At 36.2% G+C, this 15,982-nt stretch carries 13 protein-coding genes, 1 rRNA gene and 1 riboswitch; of the genes, 6 read left to right on the top strand and 8 right to left on the bottom strand.

Annotated elements, in window-relative coordinates:
- Positions 1 to 34 precede the first annotated feature (34 nt).
- The 6 genes from KEM10_RS03465 to cobU all read left to right on the top strand — a co-directional run bounded on the left by KEM10_RS03465 (position 35) and on the right by cobU (position 5,706).
- Entirely contained in the window at positions 35 to 679 is a 645-nt protein-coding gene (locus KEM10_RS03465; RefSeq protein ID WP_212213572.1) for a LolA family protein, read from the top strand.
- A gap of 219 nt (positions 680 to 898) precedes the next feature.
- Complete coding sequence (locus KEM10_RS03460) at positions 899 to 2,275, top strand: permease (protein ID WP_212213570.1); 1,377 nt, start codon at positions 899 to 901, stop codon at positions 2,273 to 2,275.
- 189 nt (positions 2,276 to 2,464) lie between these two features.
- Positions 2,465 to 2,656: riboswitch (cobalamin riboswitch) on the top strand.
- Positions 2,657 to 2,745: 89 nt separating this feature from the next.
- Positions 2,746 to 3,780 (top strand): nicotinate-nucleotide--dimethylbenzimidazole phosphoribosyltransferase, encoded by a 1,035-nt coding sequence (gene cobT / locus KEM10_RS03455; RefSeq protein WP_212213568.1) that lies wholly within the window; start codon positions 2,746 to 2,748, stop codon positions 3,778 to 3,780.
- A gap of 64 nt (positions 3,781 to 3,844) precedes the next feature.
- A complete protein-coding gene (locus KEM10_RS03450; RefSeq protein ID WP_212213566.1) occupies positions 3,845 to 4,621 on the top strand; it encodes an adenosylcobinamide-GDP ribazoletransferase in 777 nt (258 codons plus the stop codon).
- Entirely contained in the window at positions 4,621 to 5,196 is a 576-nt protein-coding gene (gene cobC, locus KEM10_RS03445) for an alpha-ribazole phosphatase (protein ID WP_212213564.1), read from the top strand. The genes KEM10_RS03450 and cobC overlap by 1 nt, the downstream gene beginning before the upstream one ends.
- Entirely contained in the window at positions 5,197 to 5,706 is a 510-nt protein-coding gene (cobU, locus tag KEM10_RS03440) for a bifunctional adenosylcobinamide kinase/adenosylcobinamide-phosphate guanylyltransferase (RefSeq protein ID WP_212213562.1), read from the top strand.
- Positions 5,707 to 5,840: 134 nt separating this feature from the next.
- Here cobU and KEM10_RS03435 read toward each other — a convergent pair whose 3' ends face one another.
- The 8 genes from KEM10_RS03435 to rrf all read right to left on the bottom strand — a co-directional run.
- Positions 5,841 to 7,274, bottom strand: coding sequence for a SusD/RagB family nutrient-binding outer membrane lipoprotein (locus KEM10_RS03435; RefSeq protein ID WP_212213560.1), 1,434 nt, complete (start codon positions 7,272 to 7,274; stop codon positions 5,841 to 5,843).
- A gap of 13 nt (positions 7,275 to 7,287) precedes the next feature.
- Positions 7,288 to 10,557 carry a SusC/RagA family TonB-linked outer membrane protein gene (locus tag KEM10_RS03430; RefSeq protein ID WP_212213558.1) on the bottom strand — a complete coding sequence of 1,090 codons (3,270 nt, stop codon included), beginning with the start codon at positions 10,555 to 10,557 and terminating at the stop codon, positions 7,288 to 7,290.
- Between the two features lie 713 nt (positions 10,558 to 11,270).
- Positions 11,271 to 12,533: a sodium ion-translocating decarboxylase subunit beta gene (locus KEM10_RS03425; RefSeq protein WP_212213556.1), complete on the bottom strand. Its 1,263-nt coding sequence runs from the start codon at positions 12,531 to 12,533 to the stop codon at positions 11,271 to 11,273.
- Positions 12,534 to 12,596: 63 nt separating this feature from the next.
- Positions 12,597 to 13,022, bottom strand: a complete 426-nt coding sequence (locus KEM10_RS03420; RefSeq protein WP_212213553.1) for a biotin/lipoyl-containing protein — start codon at positions 13,020 to 13,022, stop codon at positions 12,597 to 12,599.
- 32 nt (positions 13,023 to 13,054) lie between these two features.
- On the bottom strand, positions 13,055 to 13,411 hold the full coding sequence (locus KEM10_RS03415; protein WP_212213549.1) for an OadG family protein: 357 nt from the start codon (positions 13,409 to 13,411) through the stop codon (positions 13,055 to 13,057).
- 11 nt (positions 13,412 to 13,422) lie between these two features.
- Positions 13,423 to 14,982 (bottom strand): acyl-CoA carboxylase subunit beta, encoded by a 1,560-nt coding sequence (locus tag KEM10_RS03410; protein ID WP_212213546.1) that lies wholly within the window; start codon positions 14,980 to 14,982, stop codon positions 13,423 to 13,425.
- Between the two features lie 29 nt (positions 14,983 to 15,011).
- Complete coding sequence (mce, locus tag KEM10_RS03405) at positions 15,012 to 15,422, bottom strand: methylmalonyl-CoA epimerase (RefSeq protein ID WP_212213543.1); 411 nt, start codon at positions 15,420 to 15,422, stop codon at positions 15,012 to 15,014.
- Between the two features lie 486 nt (positions 15,423 to 15,908).
- Positions 15,909 to 15,982 (bottom strand): 5S ribosomal RNA (rrf, locus tag KEM10_RS25160); the annotation flags it as partial.

Here is a 15,982-nt window from a genome sequence, read left to right as displayed (position 1 = left end):
AATAATAATTGATAGAAATAGGAAAACAAATCATATGAAGACATTCTGTTCATTTATAGTATTACTTGCAATTACCATCGGAGTTAACGCCCAATCGGCTGAAAAGGCGAAAGAAATCCTTGATAAAGTATCTGCTCAAACAAAAGCATATCCATCTATCATTGCTGATTTCTCTTTTAAAATGGAAAACTTACAGGAAAATATTGAAGAAATATACGATGGCTCTATTACTTTAAAAGATAATAAATACAAAGTATCATTAATGGATGTGGATACTTACTTTGATGGTGAAGTAATGTACACACACATGATAGATGCCGGCGAGGTCAACATTACCCTACCCGATCCGGATGATGAAGAAACATTAAATCCTGCTACCATATTTAATATATATCAGGATGGTTACAAATTGAATTATGTGGGTGAAGGTAATGCCGAAGGGCGTGATGTTTACGAAATTGATTTATATCCGACTAATCGTGACAAACCCTATTCAAGAATCAAACTGCTAATTTTTCAGGACGATCTGACATTGTTTTCATTCCGCCAGGTAGGTAAAGACGGTAATAACTATACCGTTATTGTTAAAAAAATGATTACAAACAAGCAGGTTGACGATAAAACATTTGTATTTGATACCGCGGCACATTCTGATGTTGATGTAATTGATATGAGATAATCAATTTGAAAAACCACAGATTTTAAAGATTAAGTCGATTATTCGACTAAATAAATCTTTTATAATCCTTATCATCTGTGGTTAATTGATTTAAAAATGTTATTTCAAATCCTGTCTGCCGGCAGGATTTTTTTGTTACTTTTGCCACCTATCTATAAATATGGATTTATCTATATGTAATTAATTTGAACCAAAGCAGAATAAATTAGTTTACAGGATATGGAAGCAATACTAACCTATATAGCCGATTTCTTTTACTCATTATTTGACTTGCTTAAAGCAATGTCACCCTATTTATTATTGGGATTTTTCTTTGCCGGAATACTTAAAGTTTGGTTTCCGCAAAGTTGGATTGATAGATATATGGGTAAAAGCAACCTGGGATCAGTGGTAAATACAGCCATACTGGGCATACCGCTACCTTTATGCTCATGCGGCGTTATACCAACCGGTATTTCATTTTATCGCAATGGTGCTTCCAAAGGATCCAGCGTTAGCTTTTTAATATCAACCCCGCAAACCGGTGTTGATTCCATTATGGTTACCTATTCGTTATTAGGTTTACCCTTTGCTATTATACGCGTGGTGGTAGCGCTGGTAACAGGAGTTTTAGGAGGTGCCGCCACTAATGCAATTGCAAAAGACGATAAAGTTGATGCATCGCAATCAGGCGAAAGTTGCGAATCGGACAAAATGGGAACAAAACAAGGTTGGAAAGGTATTTTCCGATATGGCTTTTACGAGTTCTTGATGGATATAGCCAAATGGTTAGTAATTGGTATATTGATCGCTGCCGTACTGGCTGTTCTTATTCCTGATGATTTCTTTGTGAATTACCTCGATAACGAACCATTAAGCATGCTAATCATTCTTTTAGCATCCGTTCCGTTGTATTTGTGTGCAACAGCATCAGTGCCCATTGCAGCAGTATTAATGTTAAAAGGATTATCGCCAGGGGCAGCTTTAGTTTTGTTAATGGCCGGACCGGCTACCAACGCTGCAACTATCACTATTATTCAAAAGGTATTCGGATTGAAGACGCTTCTCTCCTATTTGGGTTCAATTATTTTGGGAGCGATGCTTTTTGGTACATTAATCAATACTTTCTTGCCTCGCGAATGGTTTACACTGGCCGAACATGCCATGCACGAAGGACATCGTCACGAGTTATTGCCCGAATGGTTTCAGCTATTATCAGCTATTACTCTGATTGCTTTAATTACCAATGGTTACATTCAAAAGTATCTGAAGAAACAACGTCTGAAAAAGGCAAGCATTAAAACAAAACAACTCTCGAAATCAATCATTTTTAATAACGATACTAAACCAACAGCAGCAACTCCTGTTGCTCCTGCTTTTAACACCTCTTTTACCATGGCAAAACCAACTATTAAAACAACTTATATTGTTGAAGGAATGACCTGCAGTCATTGCAAAATGAGTGTTGAAAAGAACTTATCGAAGGTAGATGGTATCAGCTCTATTGAAGCCGATCCTCAAAGCAACCGTGTAGTTGTGGAAGCTACAGAACAGGATAATGCAGTTATTGAATCAACTATCGAATCGTTGGGATATTCGTATAAAGGACTGGCTTAAAAATGTTTTTTTAAGTACCCCGCAAGAGATACAACTACATTCTTGCGGGTAATAATTATTCTTTCCTAACAACCTATCACCCTACCTTATGAGTAGATTGCTTTATCCGGCAAATACCTCACATCTTCGGTCTTCTTCCCCATGGTTCGACAGGCTCACTATTTCACATCCTTACATCCAAATCTTTTATTACTTTTGCATCACTAAGGTGCGCAAGCATAATAGGGAATCCGGTGCCTCAGTCAACTGATATTCCGGAGCTGTCCCCGCAGCTGTAAGTCTCCATGTCAATAGCAATATGTCACTGATTAACACCAGATATCGGGAAGACGTTATTGATAAGGGATGAGCCAGAATACCTGCCTTAGCAGTATAAACTTCGGGGTAAAGTAGTCAGGTATGTGCATAATGCAGTACATTCTTTCCACTTCCCTCCTGAAGCTAATTGTTTAACTTTTAATGCATAAACAATGCAGGAGACTCAGATTAAAGTACTTGATCGCACATTAGATCAAGCGATTACCGAAAAAATTAACGGTAAAACCAAACCATTAGGTTCGTTGGGCCAACTCGAAACTGTTGGCGCCCAAATTTGTCGTATTCAACACACCTTACAGCCTAAACTTGAAGAACCTGCCATTCTGGTTTGCGCAGGCGACCATGGCATTACTCAGGAGGGCATTAGTCCTTTTCCACAAGAGGTAACTTTTCAAATGGTAATGAATTTTCTGGCCGGTGGAGCTGCCATTAATGTGTTTAGTCGTCAACACAACATTAATTTACTTGTTGCTGACACAGGGGTTAACTTCGATTTTGAAAGTACTCCTCAACTACTTAATAAAAAAGTAGCTAAAGGAACCCGCAACTTTGCTGTTGAACCAGCCATGAGTATAGATCAATGCAAACAAGCCATGCAAAATGGTGCTGATATGGTTACCAAACTTCATCAAGAAGGAACAAACATTATTGGCTTCGGAGAGATGGGAATTGGAAATACAACCTCTGCTGCGGCCTTGCTTTGTAAGTATGCAGGTGTACAACCTGAACAAGCTTGTGGTGCAGGAACTGGATTGGACCAAAAAGGAATTCAGCATAAAGCAGAAGTAATCGAAAAAGCATTAAAACTGCATCAAGCAATTACCAGTCCATTGGAGATTCTGGCTTGTTTTGGAGGATTTGAAACAGCCACTATTTGCGGTGCTATGCTAAAAGCCGCCGAACTAAAAATGATCATCATGGTAGATGGTTTTATTGTTACCTCTGCCCTGTTAGCGGCTCATGCCATGCAGCCTCAAATTTTGGATTATTGCATTTTTACACACCAAAGTAACGAGCAAGGCCATCAACACATGCTTTCGTTTTTAAGGGTAAATGCACTTCTTAATATAGGTATGCGACTGGGCGAAGGAACCGGAGCGGCAGTGGCTTACCCTTTAATTCAGTCAGCCGTAGCCTTTATTAATGAAATGAGCAGCTTTGCCGATGCCGGTGTGAGTAATCGATAACATATTAAGCTATTAGCTGATAGCTATTGGCTAATAGCTTTTATTGTCTTCTAACAAATAAACCATGAAACACCAGATAAATCTAATACTTACAGCCTTTGGATTCTTTACACGAATACCTATTCCTTTTAACATTGCCTTTTCGCAGGAAAACCTGAATAAGTGCAATCGCTACTTTCCATTGGTTGGATATTTCGTGGGAGGAGCAGCGGCTTTAATATACTGGCTGGCTACTTTTCTTTTTCCCGATTCGTTGGCCATCTTACTGTCAATGGCAGCAAGTATTTTACTAACAGGTGCTTTTCATGAAGATGGTTTTGCCGATGTATGCGATGCTTTTGGTGGCGGGTGGACAAAAGAAAAGATTCTAGTCATAATGAAAGATTCTAGAGTTGGAGCTTATGGCGCTATTGGAATCATTCTTTTATTGATTTCTAAATACACGGCTATAAGCAGTATTCCTACAGGTTTAATTGCTTTATCAATGATAGTGGCTCATGTTAACAGTCGTTTTATGGCTGTATGGACTATGCACACCCTTCCATACGTACGCGAAGATGAAAGCAGCAAGTCAAAACCCATTACAAAATCATTACATCACAAAGATCTTTTAATCGCCTTTGTTCTAACCATTCCTTCGTTATTTATATTGGCAGATGTCAAAATACTTTTTATCATTCCTCTATTAATCGTTTCTAAATTATTTTTGGAGCAATATTTTAAAAAATGGATTGGCGGTTACACTGGCGATTGTCTGGGAACAATTCAACAAACCTGTGAGTTAGTTATTTATTTAACACTGGTTGCCATCTATTATAGTAAACCGTTAATAGTATTTTAATGAAGAAAGAAATATTACTCATCAGACATACAACTCCTGAAGTTGAAAAGGGAATTTGCTATGGGCAGTTAGATTTAGATGTTACTGCTAACTTTGAACAGGAAGCCTCTGAGATTGCTCAATCAATAAATGGTTTTAATCCTGATGTAATATTTTCCAGCCCTTTACAACGTTGCCGAAAGTTAGCCAATCACTTATTTCCAAACCATAGTATTGACATTGATGAGAGAATTATAGAAATGAACTTTGGTCAATGGGAAGGACAAAAATGGGAAGGCATTGAACGATTTACCATAGAACAATGGAGCAATAATTTCTTGAACCAAAGTCCACCTAACGGTGAAAAGTTCTCAGAACTACTGGCCCGTACTAATAACTTTTTCGAGTTTCTTGAAAATTCTAACAAGAAATATCTGGCAGTTGTAACCCACTCTGGAGTAATACGAAGTGCATTACATAAATATCTGGCCATTCCTCCTAATAACATCTTTAACCTCGACTTACATTATGGGTGTATCATTAAAATAACCTTTAAGGGAAATAATTATTACCAGGTTGAATTCATAAAAGGATAAATGGCTAAAATAATTCTAATAACCGGCGGACAACGCTCAGGCAAGAGTAGCTATGCACAAAATTTAGCTTTAAAATTAAGTGCTAATCCCGTTTACCTGGCAACATCGCGCATTTGGGATAAGGAGCACAAACAACGAATCCTGCGCCATCAAGCCGATCGAGGTCCTGAATGGACTAACATTGAAGAAGAAAAGCAACTATCGAAACACAATCTTGATGGAAGAGTTATCATGATTGATTGTGTCACACTATGGTTAACCAATTTCTTTTTCGATAACCAAAGTAATATCGATCAATCTCTTCAGGAAGCTAAAGATGAATTTACTCGATTCATACAACAAGACGCAACTTTTATATTTGTAACCAACGAAATTGGCTTGGGTGGCATGCCCGAAAACGATATCCAACGTAAATTCACGGATCTTCAAGGTTGGATGAACCAGTATATAGCTAAAAAAGCAGATGAAGTCTTTCTGATGGTATCAGGCCTTCCATTGAAGGTAAAATAACCATTCCTCGCCAACCATTTAGAGCAAAATCATACTTATACAAAAAACAGAAGGGACGCTTCACAGCGCCCCTTCCTCACACAACTAAACCTTTAATCTACGTCCCACCACAGCTTAGAGGTTTAATATTATAATTAGTTAACATCCCAAAATATTTTGGCAGTTGGTGAATCATCATTATATCTTGCTGCCGCAATATCATAATTGCTACCATTCAATTCCGGCTCTGATATAGGATAAATAAATCTGGTTGGAATATCAGACATAGCCATTCCAGGAGGAGGTGTTAAACCAGTAAAGTCAAATTGTCTCCACGTACACCATCCATCAAATCCTTGATTAAATAATGATAACCATTTTTGTATTCCAATTTTTTGTCTCCAATCACCACTTGCAGTTGAATAAGCAACATCTGCATTAGCTATATAGGTAGTATAATCTTCAGTAGTACCACCCCATTCTAAAATAGATGCTTCAATACCTGCGTTATAATGTTCTTCAGCAGTACCAGAAACAGCAAATCCACGTTCAACAGCCTCAGCTAACATAAATTCAACTTCAGCATAGTTTAAAACTGTACCTTTTAAATCTGGTTGCAAAAATGGATCGCCTAAATGCGAAAAAGATGTATAACTATTGGCTGTTCCATAAACACCACCAACATATCCTCCTTCATACTCTGTAAACCAAAACGCACGTCTTGGATCTTCAAGATCGTTCATAATATCAACCACAGTATTAGCTGGAACAAAATCTTTACGTCCACTTTGCACCAAATCAGTCCACATAGGGTTTGTATTTGGAGGCGACGTAAAATATGTTATTGCACAAGCTTCATCATTTGAAGAAATTAAATTTGGAGCTGCCTCTAATACCATTGTTTCTGCCTTTGAAGCATCAACATCAGCAATACGTAATGCAAGTCTCATCTTTAATGAATTGGCAAACATTACCCATCCGGCAACATCACCTCCATATATAGGGTCTTCTTCAGATGAAAACCCAGCATAATCTGCGTCTAAAGTTTGGATAGCATCGTTTAATTCAACTATAATAGCATCATAAACATCTTCAGCCTGGTCATATACTGGTAATACGTTTTCAGGATCTAGCGCTTCCGTTCTTGGAACATCTCCAAATAAATCAACGAGTACTGAGTAAGTATAAACTTCCATTACAGAAATGATGGCAAGCTTATTATCTTTCATCTCAGTTTCACCTGGATAAACTGGTTCAAATGTTTCAATAATCTTTTTAGATTCATCCAGATCTTTCAATACATCACGGTATAGTGCTCTCCACCAGTTATCTGGATTCTTTCTCGTAACCATGTTATACTGACTTTCATCAGGATAAGTTGTTTGCGCCCAATATTGTGAATATAATTTAAAGACATTTCGGTTAACATTCACATCAGCCATCATGTCAAACATATTACGCGTTCCATTGGTGAACAAAGGTTCACCAGGTACAGCCGATGGGTTTTTGGTATCAATGTTCAACTCATCAAGATCTGAACACCCCCAAACACCGAGGCTAATTATAAATAAGAAAAGTATCTTTTTCATATGATAAGTTTTTTTAGAATCCAATTTTTACGTTAAAACCATACTGTTTTACTGTAGGATAAGAACCTGATAAATACCCTTGAGCATTACCTGAACTTAAACCTGATTCTGGATCAGCAAAAGGAACATTTTTATGAATGATCCAAAGGTTTCTACCTGTAAAAGCTAATGAAAGATCTTTCACAACACTTCCTAACATACTCTTAGGGAAGTTATAAGTTAAAGTTAGATCTCTTAACTTCACGTATGAAGCATCATAAACAGTAAGTGCAGCTGGGTTTCTTGAATTATTACCCCAATAGTATGCTCCACCATAATAATCAGCTCTTGCATATACATCATTTGGTGTACCATCCTCTTTAACTCCAGGATTTAAAATACCTCCACCATCAGCAACTGCATCACGAATTGGATTTCCTTTATCATTAGTTCCTGCAGTAAAATCAGGTAATCCTGTACCTTGACCATAATGCATATCTAAAGAATAAACATCTCCTCCTTTTTGCATATCAATTAAGAAGCTAAGTCTTAAATTTTTATAAGATAGAGTATTAGTAACACCAGCTAAATAATCTGGAGTAGGATCAGCAATAATTTGATTTGCTTCAGCTACATAATATCCTGATTCATTTACAATCTTACCACCATTCTCATGATATTTAAAACCAGTACCTTTCATTACACCATATGGTTGTCCGATAGCAGCATTAACTGTTATACCTCCCTGGTACGATGCCAATACAATATTTTCCAAAGGTTCACCAGTTGCCGGGTTAATAAATAATTCTTTAACCTCACTACGGTTTCTACTCCAGTTAACACGTATTTCCCAATCGAAATCACCTGCCACAACAGGCTTACCATCAATTCCTAATTCAATACCTTTATTTTCTACTTCTCCTGCATTAACCCATTTACTGCTATAGCCTGTAGCTGGTGTTAAATCTGAAGGAATTAATTGATTAAAGGTATTAGTTTTATAAGTGGCAAAATCAAATCCAACACGATTGTTTAAAGCTCTCATCTCAAGCCCTAGTTCAATACTTTTTGTTTTCTCTGGTTTAAGCCCTTCATTATTCTTTCTACTATCAACAGAGAATAAAGTAGAACTACCAAAGTTATCAGGCTTAGCATAAGTATCATAAACATTAAGTGCTGGTAAGTCGTTACCTACTTCTGCATAGTTAAGTCTGATCTTACCTAAATTTAGCCAATCTGCCATCAATACACGATTAAACAAGAAGCTACCAGATACTGAATAATACCCATATGCCCTGTTATCCTTAGGAAGAGCTGAAGAAATATCATAACGATATGAACCTTCAACGAAAGCTAAGTTTTTAAATCCAACAGAAGCATTTACATAATAACCTTGTACTTCTTTTTCTGATAAGAATTCCGCTGGTGTTGGAGGAGTTGATACTGAGTTACTTAAAGAATATAAATTTGGTACTACCAAACCTCCATTAGTTGAAGCACGAATAGCCTCTGTTTTTTCTTTACGAATATTTAAACCAGCAATTCCATTTAAATTAAAGTCTTCTGTTAAGTCTTTATTGAAATTAAGGAACACATCGTAGTTATACTCACTAAAGTTTCTATTATACCTTTGATATCCAGATCCTTCATCTGATCTCAACAAACCAAAAGGAGCCGATACACTACCGACAGCTCTTCTTTCTTCCTGAAGTTCACTATAGGTATCAACCGAAGCTTTTGCCGTTAACTTCAACCCTTTGGTTAAATCATACGCTAATTGAGCAAAACCAATTAAACGATTTCTACTATCTGTCTGATAGTTTTTATATCTTGACCAATAAGGGTTATCCCAATAAAGTGGAGATAAATCACCGTCCCATGGAGCATTCTGGTTCCATGTTACATTTCTACCAGTTTTATTATAAAGACGTTCCTGTTCTTTGATGTCAACATTAACTTGCCACCATTGACGGAATTGCGACATAAGGTTATCACTATATCCAGTAGAGTTACGTCCGGTGGTACTTTGGTTAATGTAATTTACCCCAACATCGGCTCTTAACTTATCATTGAAATTATGAATACCTTTGAAAGATACATTATGCTTCAACATCTCACTATTAGGCAACACTCCATTGGTTTTGAAATTAGTATAACCCAATCTAAAACTTCCCTTATCAGATGCACCATCAATATTTACACTATTCGTATAAGTGATTTCCTGTTCGAAAAATTCAACAGGCGTATTCTTTGCGGCTTGCCAAGCATACTTTTTGCCATAATTAGCTGACTCAGGTACAAAAGAATCCCAATGATAAACCTCTAAGTTTGGATCAAATTTACCACCAAAAGAACCATCATCATATGTTGGAACAACAAAATCCAAATTACCGTCACCATCAATATCTGCATCTTCGAAGTAACCAGTAGATCCATAATATGGTCCATAACCAGCTCCATATTTATCCTGATAACTAATAAATGTAGATTTATCAATATTACCAATAGTAACACCACTATTTATAGTAACACCAAATCCATCTCTTTTCTTTCCTGATTTTGTAGTAATCATAACAACTCCGTTAGAAGCACGAGAACCATAAAGTGAAGTTGCTGCTGCACCTTTCAAAACATTAATACTTTCAATGTCTTCAGGGTTAATATCAGCTGCTGCATTACCGTAGTCATAACCAGTACTTCCTCCTCTTTGAGCAGCGGTGTTCCTGTTATCATTGTTGATAGGCACACCATCTACTACGAATAATGCCTGATTATTACCTGTTAATGAAGTAGTACCACGAATAACAACGTTGGTTGATCCACCAAAGTTATTATTGGTTCTAATCTGAACACCAGATGCACGCCCCGAAAGAGCATTTGCAAAGTTGGCATTACCTTTTACAGCACTGATATCATCTCCTGCTACTTCTTGAGTAGCATATCCCAAAGACTTTTTCTCTCTGGAAATACCTAGAGCTGTTACTACAACTTCATCCACTCCAACAGCTTCAGAAACCATAACAACATTGATTTCAGAACGTCCTTCAATTAAAACATCTTGAGTTTTCATTCCTACGAATGAATACAAAAGATTCGTCGCGTCTTCCGGAACACTTAACGAATAAGTTCCGTCAACACGAGTAATAGTACCAATAGTTGTTCCTCTAACAACAACGGAAACACCAGGTATTGGTTCGCCACTTTCTGTATCTGTGACTGTACCTGTGATTGTTGTTGTCTGAGCAAACATTGCGTTCAGTCCTGCAAATAATAGCAAGGACATGATTAATGCTAATCTGCGCATAAAACAAAAGGTTTAAGTTAATAATAGTGATAAAGAAATATTATACTACAATTCACCGTAAAATGCATTATATGCATTCTATCAAATTGAAATAAATAATTTTAAAGGAAGTAGCTATATGACTATATAGCTATTGCTTTCTAAACCGAATTGGTTTTTGTGAAATATTTTGGCGATTTCTTTCTTTCATTGATTAAAGGTTTAAATTAATAATGGCGATAAAGGTGTTTGTTTAGTTGTTAAAATTAATTAATAAACTCTAGTTCTTCTTTGGCGATTAATGACACAAAAATAATAAAATCACAATTCAATACAAATTTTAATAATAAAATATCGATTTATTACTAATCATCTTATTTCATTAACAACAATAAGACGTTTTGGTTTTACTATATACAAATATAGAATTTTAGATATATAATACAAAATTTTTATATATTATTGTTAATTTTTGTTATACATCTCTTTTGCAGTATATTACAAGACTTTACTTTGTCTTTCTAGTAGAATTACCACTAGCATTCCACAAAAAAAACAACTTCAAACTGTAAATTATTGGATCATCTATCAACTTTCAGATAGTAATAGAACTATACCTTTTTAGTGATAAAATTGAATATAATTAACTTTTATACCTTTAATATTTATTTATTCATAAGACACAAAAAAAGCAGCTCAAAACTGAACTGCTTTATATTATAGATTGAGATTTGCTATACTCCCTGAGATAAAAATGCAAGTAATATACCTGCTGCAACAGCCGATCCTATAACTCCAGATACATTTGGCGCCATAGCATGCATTAATAAATGGTTGTTTGGATCATTTTTCAATCCCTCATGCTGTACAACCCTGGCTGAGTCAGGAACCGCTGAAACCCCAGCCGCTCCAATTAAAGGATTTATTTTGTTTTCCTTTCTTAGAAATAGATTCATAATTCGGGCAAACAACAAACCTCCTGCTGTTGCGACCATAAACGATACAGCACCAAGACCAAAAATCTTTAATGAATCAGTTGTCAAAAAGTAATCAGCCTGAGTAGATGCACCTACGGTTACCCCTAATAGTATCGTAATAATATTAATTAAAGCATTCCTTGCGGTATCAGCTAAACGTTCTGTAACACCTGATTCTTTTAATAAATTTCCAAAGAACAGCATACCTAATAATGGTAACGCAGAAGGTGATATAAAGGTAGTTAATAGTAAGCCAATAATTGGGAATAATATTTTTTCGGTCTTAGAAACTGCTCTTGGCGGTTTCATTTTAATTAATCTTTCTTTTTTAGGAATAATTAACCGCATAATAGGTGGCTGAATAACCGGCACTAAAGCCATGTAAGAATAGGCTGCAATAGCGATAGCCCCCATCAAATGAGGTGATAATTTTGATGATAAGAAGATAGCTGTTGGTCCATCAGCACCACCAATAATACCAATTGCACCTGCTTCTGCTGGTGTAAAACCTAACGCTGAAGCACCTAGGAAGGTGGCAAAAATACCAACCTGTGCAGCGGCTCCCAAAATCATAAGTTTAGGATTGGAGATTAAAGATGAAAAATCGGTCATTGCGCCAATTCCTAAAAATATAAGAGGTGGATATACCCCTTTCTCAACTCCAAAATACAAATAATTCAGGACTGATCCTTTTTCATATATACCAATTAAGTTTCCAGTTACAAAAGGCACATTTCCAATTAAAATACCGGTACCAATAGGCACTAACAATAACGGTTCATAATCATATTTAATAGCTAGAAATATAAAAAACAAACCAACTCCAATCATAACAACATTGGTGAATTCAATATTGTAGAAGCCTGTTTTACTCCAGAATTGCATTAACCCATCTAACGGACCTCCCTGAAATCCTGCACCCTCACCAACAACTTGTCCTAAGGCTTCAAAGCCTCCCCCAACAAACTGCAAGCTTAATAATATGGCAAAAACTCCTAATAGTGTTACAAATCTTTTCATACTTAAATTCTTTTGTTTTGAATTGTTACATTCTCCAAATATTCAATCCGGAGTGAATGGAACTTATTCCATTTCAATTAAAACATCGTTTTGTAACACTGCGTCCCCAACAGAAACTTTTACAGAGGCTATTGTTCCTTCTTTTTCAGCCAACACATTGTTTTCCATTTTCATGGCCTCCATAACCAAAAGGACATCTCCTTTTTTAACTGCATCACCTGCTCCAACTAATACTTTGAAAATATTACCAGGAAGTGGTGCTAATACTTTCGCAGCTCCTCCAGTTGATTTTTTGGTGATAAATCCTTCACCCGGCTGACGCTGCACTTCTTTGCGCACCAATCGTGGTGTTTTAGCTTTTTTTACTTCCTGATGAATCTCGACTTCATATTGAGATCCGTTTACTTCTATTGTTGCAAGGTTATCTTCAATATCTTTAACCCTAACCTGATATTTATTACCTCTAATGGTAAATTCAAATTTCTTCATAGCTACATTTTTATTTCCATCAATAAGTTTCCTTATCTAGGGAAATTAACATTATTAAAACCATACACTTTAGAACTCCAGGGCGAATAACGTCTTTTAACCTCTTTAATGGTTATAACATTACTTTCTTCGTCATGCATTTCATTAAAATACAAGTGAAGTGCCATTGCAATAGCAGCATTTGTCTCTCCGGTTAATATTACCTTCTTATCTTTTAACTCTACTTGTTCAGCTCCTTTTTTCCTTTTCAAATCGCGATTGGCACCCCAATTTAAAATTTTTGGAACCGTAAGGAAAACTCCAATAAGAAAGACTAATGCAACAAATACGATAAACCATCCTAACACAGTAATAGTCCACGTCATTGAATCAACAAAATATAAACTCATATGTAAGTAGATTAAAGTGGAATATTAGAATGTTTCTTCGGAGGATTGGTTACCTTCTTAGTTTGTAAGTTCTGGAATGCACGAATTATTCTGAACCGTGTATTACGTGGTTCAATAACATCATCAATGTAGCCATATGCAGCTGCCTGATATGGATTAGCAAAAGCATCTTCATATTCATCTGTTTTCTTTTGAATATAGGCTGCTTTTTCTTCGTCCGTTTCTAATTTTGAAACAGCTCTTCCTTCTAATACTTCGATGGCTCCTTTAGCTCCCATCACAGCAATTTCAGCCATTGGCCAAGCATAGTTAAAGTCTCCTCTTAACTGCTTGCACGACATTACATCGTGCGCACCACCGTATGATTTACGGATGGTGACAGTTACTTTTGGCACTGTAGCTTCACCATAAGCGAACATCAGTTTAGCTCCGTGAGTTATAATACCGGCATATTCCTGACCTGAACCAGGCAAGAATCCGGGAACATCAACCAATGTTAAAATAGGAATATTAAAAGCATCACACATTCTAACAAAACGAGCAGCTTTGCGTGAAGCATCGCAATCTAAAACTCCCGCTAAAAAGTTGGGTTGATTAGCAACTACTCCAACCGATTGTCCGTCTAAACGACAAAATCCTGTTATAATATTTTTTGCATAATTACGATGAACTTCTAAAAACTCACCATCATCAGCAATAGAGAAGATTACCTCCTTCATATTGTAAGGTAAATTTGGATTATCAGGAACAATAGAATTTAACTGATCATCCAAACGATCAATAGGATCATTACACTCTATTACAGGAGGTTCTTCCATATTGTTTTGAGGAAGATAGGATATTAACTTTCTAATTAAAAGAATACCTTCTTCCTCGTTTTCTACCTTAAAATGTGATACTCCCGATTTTGAAGCATGAACATTAGCACCTCCTAAATCCTCAACAGATATATCCTCACCGGTTACTGTTTTAACAACTTTAGGACCTGTAACGAACATGTATGAAGTATCTTCAGTCATCATGATAAAGTCAGTTAATGCCGGAGAATAAACAGCACCTCCCGCACAAGGGCCGAAAATGGCTGAAATTTGTGGAATAACGCCTGAAGCTAAAATATTACGTTCAAATATTTCAGCGTATCCAGCCAGAGAAGTAACCCCTTCCTGAATACGAGCACCTCCAGAATCGTTGACCCCTATAACAGGAGCTCCAACTTTCATTGCCATATCCATAATCTTACAAATCTTCAAGGCCATTGTTTCAGACAATGATCCTCCAAAAACAGTAAAATCTTGTGCGTACACGTAAACAACACGTCCATCAATGGTTCCATGACCTGTAACCACACCATCTCCCAAAAATTTCTTCTCTTCCATCGAGAAATTTGTACAACGGTGGGTAACAAACATATCAAGTTCTTCAAAAGAACCTTCATCCAGTAGCATTTCAATACGTTCGCGAGCTGTCATTTTTCCCTGCGAATGTTGTTTTTCGATCCGTTTCTCTCCCCCGCCAAGCTTTGCTTGTGTGCGCAGGTCGATTAACTTATTTACTTTATCTTGAGTTGACATATTAAAAGGTAAATTAAAGTGGTGGTGGATTATTTATTAGGGTCTTCGCAAAGTTCAGTTAAAACACCGAAGGTTGACTTAGGGTGTAAGAAGCCAATATTTAGTCCTTCTGCTCCTTTACGAGGTGTTTTATCAATTAAACGAATACCTCTTTCCTCAGCTAAAGTTAGTTTCTCAGCAAGGTTTTCAACAGCAAATGCCATATGATGAATACCTTCTCCTTTTTTCTCAAGGAATTTACCGATCGGACCTTCTGGATCTGTCGACTCCAATAACTCTATCTTTGTTTGACCAACCATAAAAAAGGCAGTTTTCACTTTTTGATCAGCTACTTCCTCAACTGCATAACATTCTAATCCTAAAACTTTTTCATAGAACGGAATAGCCTCATCTAAACTCTTAACTGCAATACCAATGTGCTCAATATGCGTAGGTTTCATGCTTAATAATTTATTGTTTAATAAATAAATAAAAAACAAAAGTAGGAAGTTATCGCACTTTTACCTCATTTTTTCAAGTAAAAAAACATTGTTTTACAGCAGATCTTTACCGTTTCTTAAGGTTAAAGATCAATTGATTAGACTATTAAAGATTTAAAAATTACATGCTAACTATCTGTATTACCAATAGTTAATATTTAGTGTAATTATAGAAGAAAAATGAATAATAAGTTAAGTTTTAAAAGTAAAACCATAAAAATTAATCAAATATACAGAGTTTTTACTTACATATAATTATTACATAATGAAATTAACTTACACTTTTATACGTCAAATGATACAAATCACAATTAAACAAGACAAATAACAAAAGGAATAATGGAAGAAGAATGCAAAGAGATTATCCAGCGATTTTTTAGAAAGAAACGGTAAGCTATTAACACAAAAAAAACCGTTGCTCATGATTGAACAACGGGTTTCTTAAAAAAAGGGCGGCGACCTACTCTCCCACTTCTACGCAGTACCATCGGCGCTGCCGGGCTTAACTTCTCTGTTCGGAA

It is taken from the genome of Carboxylicivirga linearis, from assembly GCF_018271995.1.
GTDB lineage: Bacteria > Bacteroidota > Bacteroidia > Bacteroidales > Marinilabiliaceae > Carboxylicivirga > Carboxylicivirga linearis.
Note: the sequence above shows the minus strand (reverse complement) of the source record. Positions and strands in the feature narration are given on the sequence as shown.

Bases quoted from the DNA above. Each gene is read 5' to 3' on its own strand.
- KEM10_RS03415 (WP_212213549.1), bottom strand. From the start codon at position 13,411: ATGAGTTTATATTTTGTTGATTCAATGACGTGGACTATTACTGTGTTA.
- KEM10_RS03435 (WP_212213560.1), bottom strand. From the start codon at position 7,274: ATGAAAAAGATACTTTTCTTATTTATAATTAGCCTCGGTGTTTGGGGG.
- mce (WP_212213543.1), bottom strand. From the start codon at position 15,422: ATGAAACCTACGCATATTGAGCACATTGGTATTGCAGTTAAGAGTTTA.
- KEM10_RS03410 (WP_212213546.1), bottom strand. From the start codon at position 14,982: ATGTCAACTCAAGATAAAGTAAATAAGTTAATCGACCTGCGCACACAA.
- cobU (WP_212213562.1), top strand. From the start codon at position 5,197: ATGGCTAAAATAATTCTAATAACCGGCGGACAACGCTCAGGCAAGAGT.
- cobT (WP_212213568.1), top strand. From the start codon at position 2,746: ATGCAGGAGACTCAGATTAAAGTACTTGATCGCACATTAGATCAAGCG.
- KEM10_RS03420 (WP_212213553.1), bottom strand. From the start codon at position 13,022: ATGAAGAAATTTGAATTTACCATTAGAGGTAATAAATATCAGGTTAGG.
- cobC (WP_212213564.1), top strand. From the start codon at position 4,621: ATGAAGAAAGAAATATTACTCATCAGACATACAACTCCTGAAGTTGAA.
- KEM10_RS03460 (WP_212213570.1), top strand. From the start codon at position 899: ATGGAAGCAATACTAACCTATATAGCCGATTTCTTTTACTCATTATTT.
- KEM10_RS03465 (WP_212213572.1), top strand. From the start codon at position 35: ATGAAGACATTCTGTTCATTTATAGTATTACTTGCAATTACCATCGGA.
- KEM10_RS03430 (WP_212213558.1), bottom strand. From the start codon at position 10,557: ATGCGCAGATTAGCATTAATCATGTCCTTGCTATTATTTGCAGGACTG.
- KEM10_RS03425 (WP_212213556.1), bottom strand. From the start codon at position 12,533: ATGAAAAGATTTGTAACACTATTAGGAGTTTTTGCCATATTATTAAGC.
- KEM10_RS03450 (WP_212213566.1), top strand. From the start codon at position 3,845: ATGAAACACCAGATAAATCTAATACTTACAGCCTTTGGATTCTTTACA.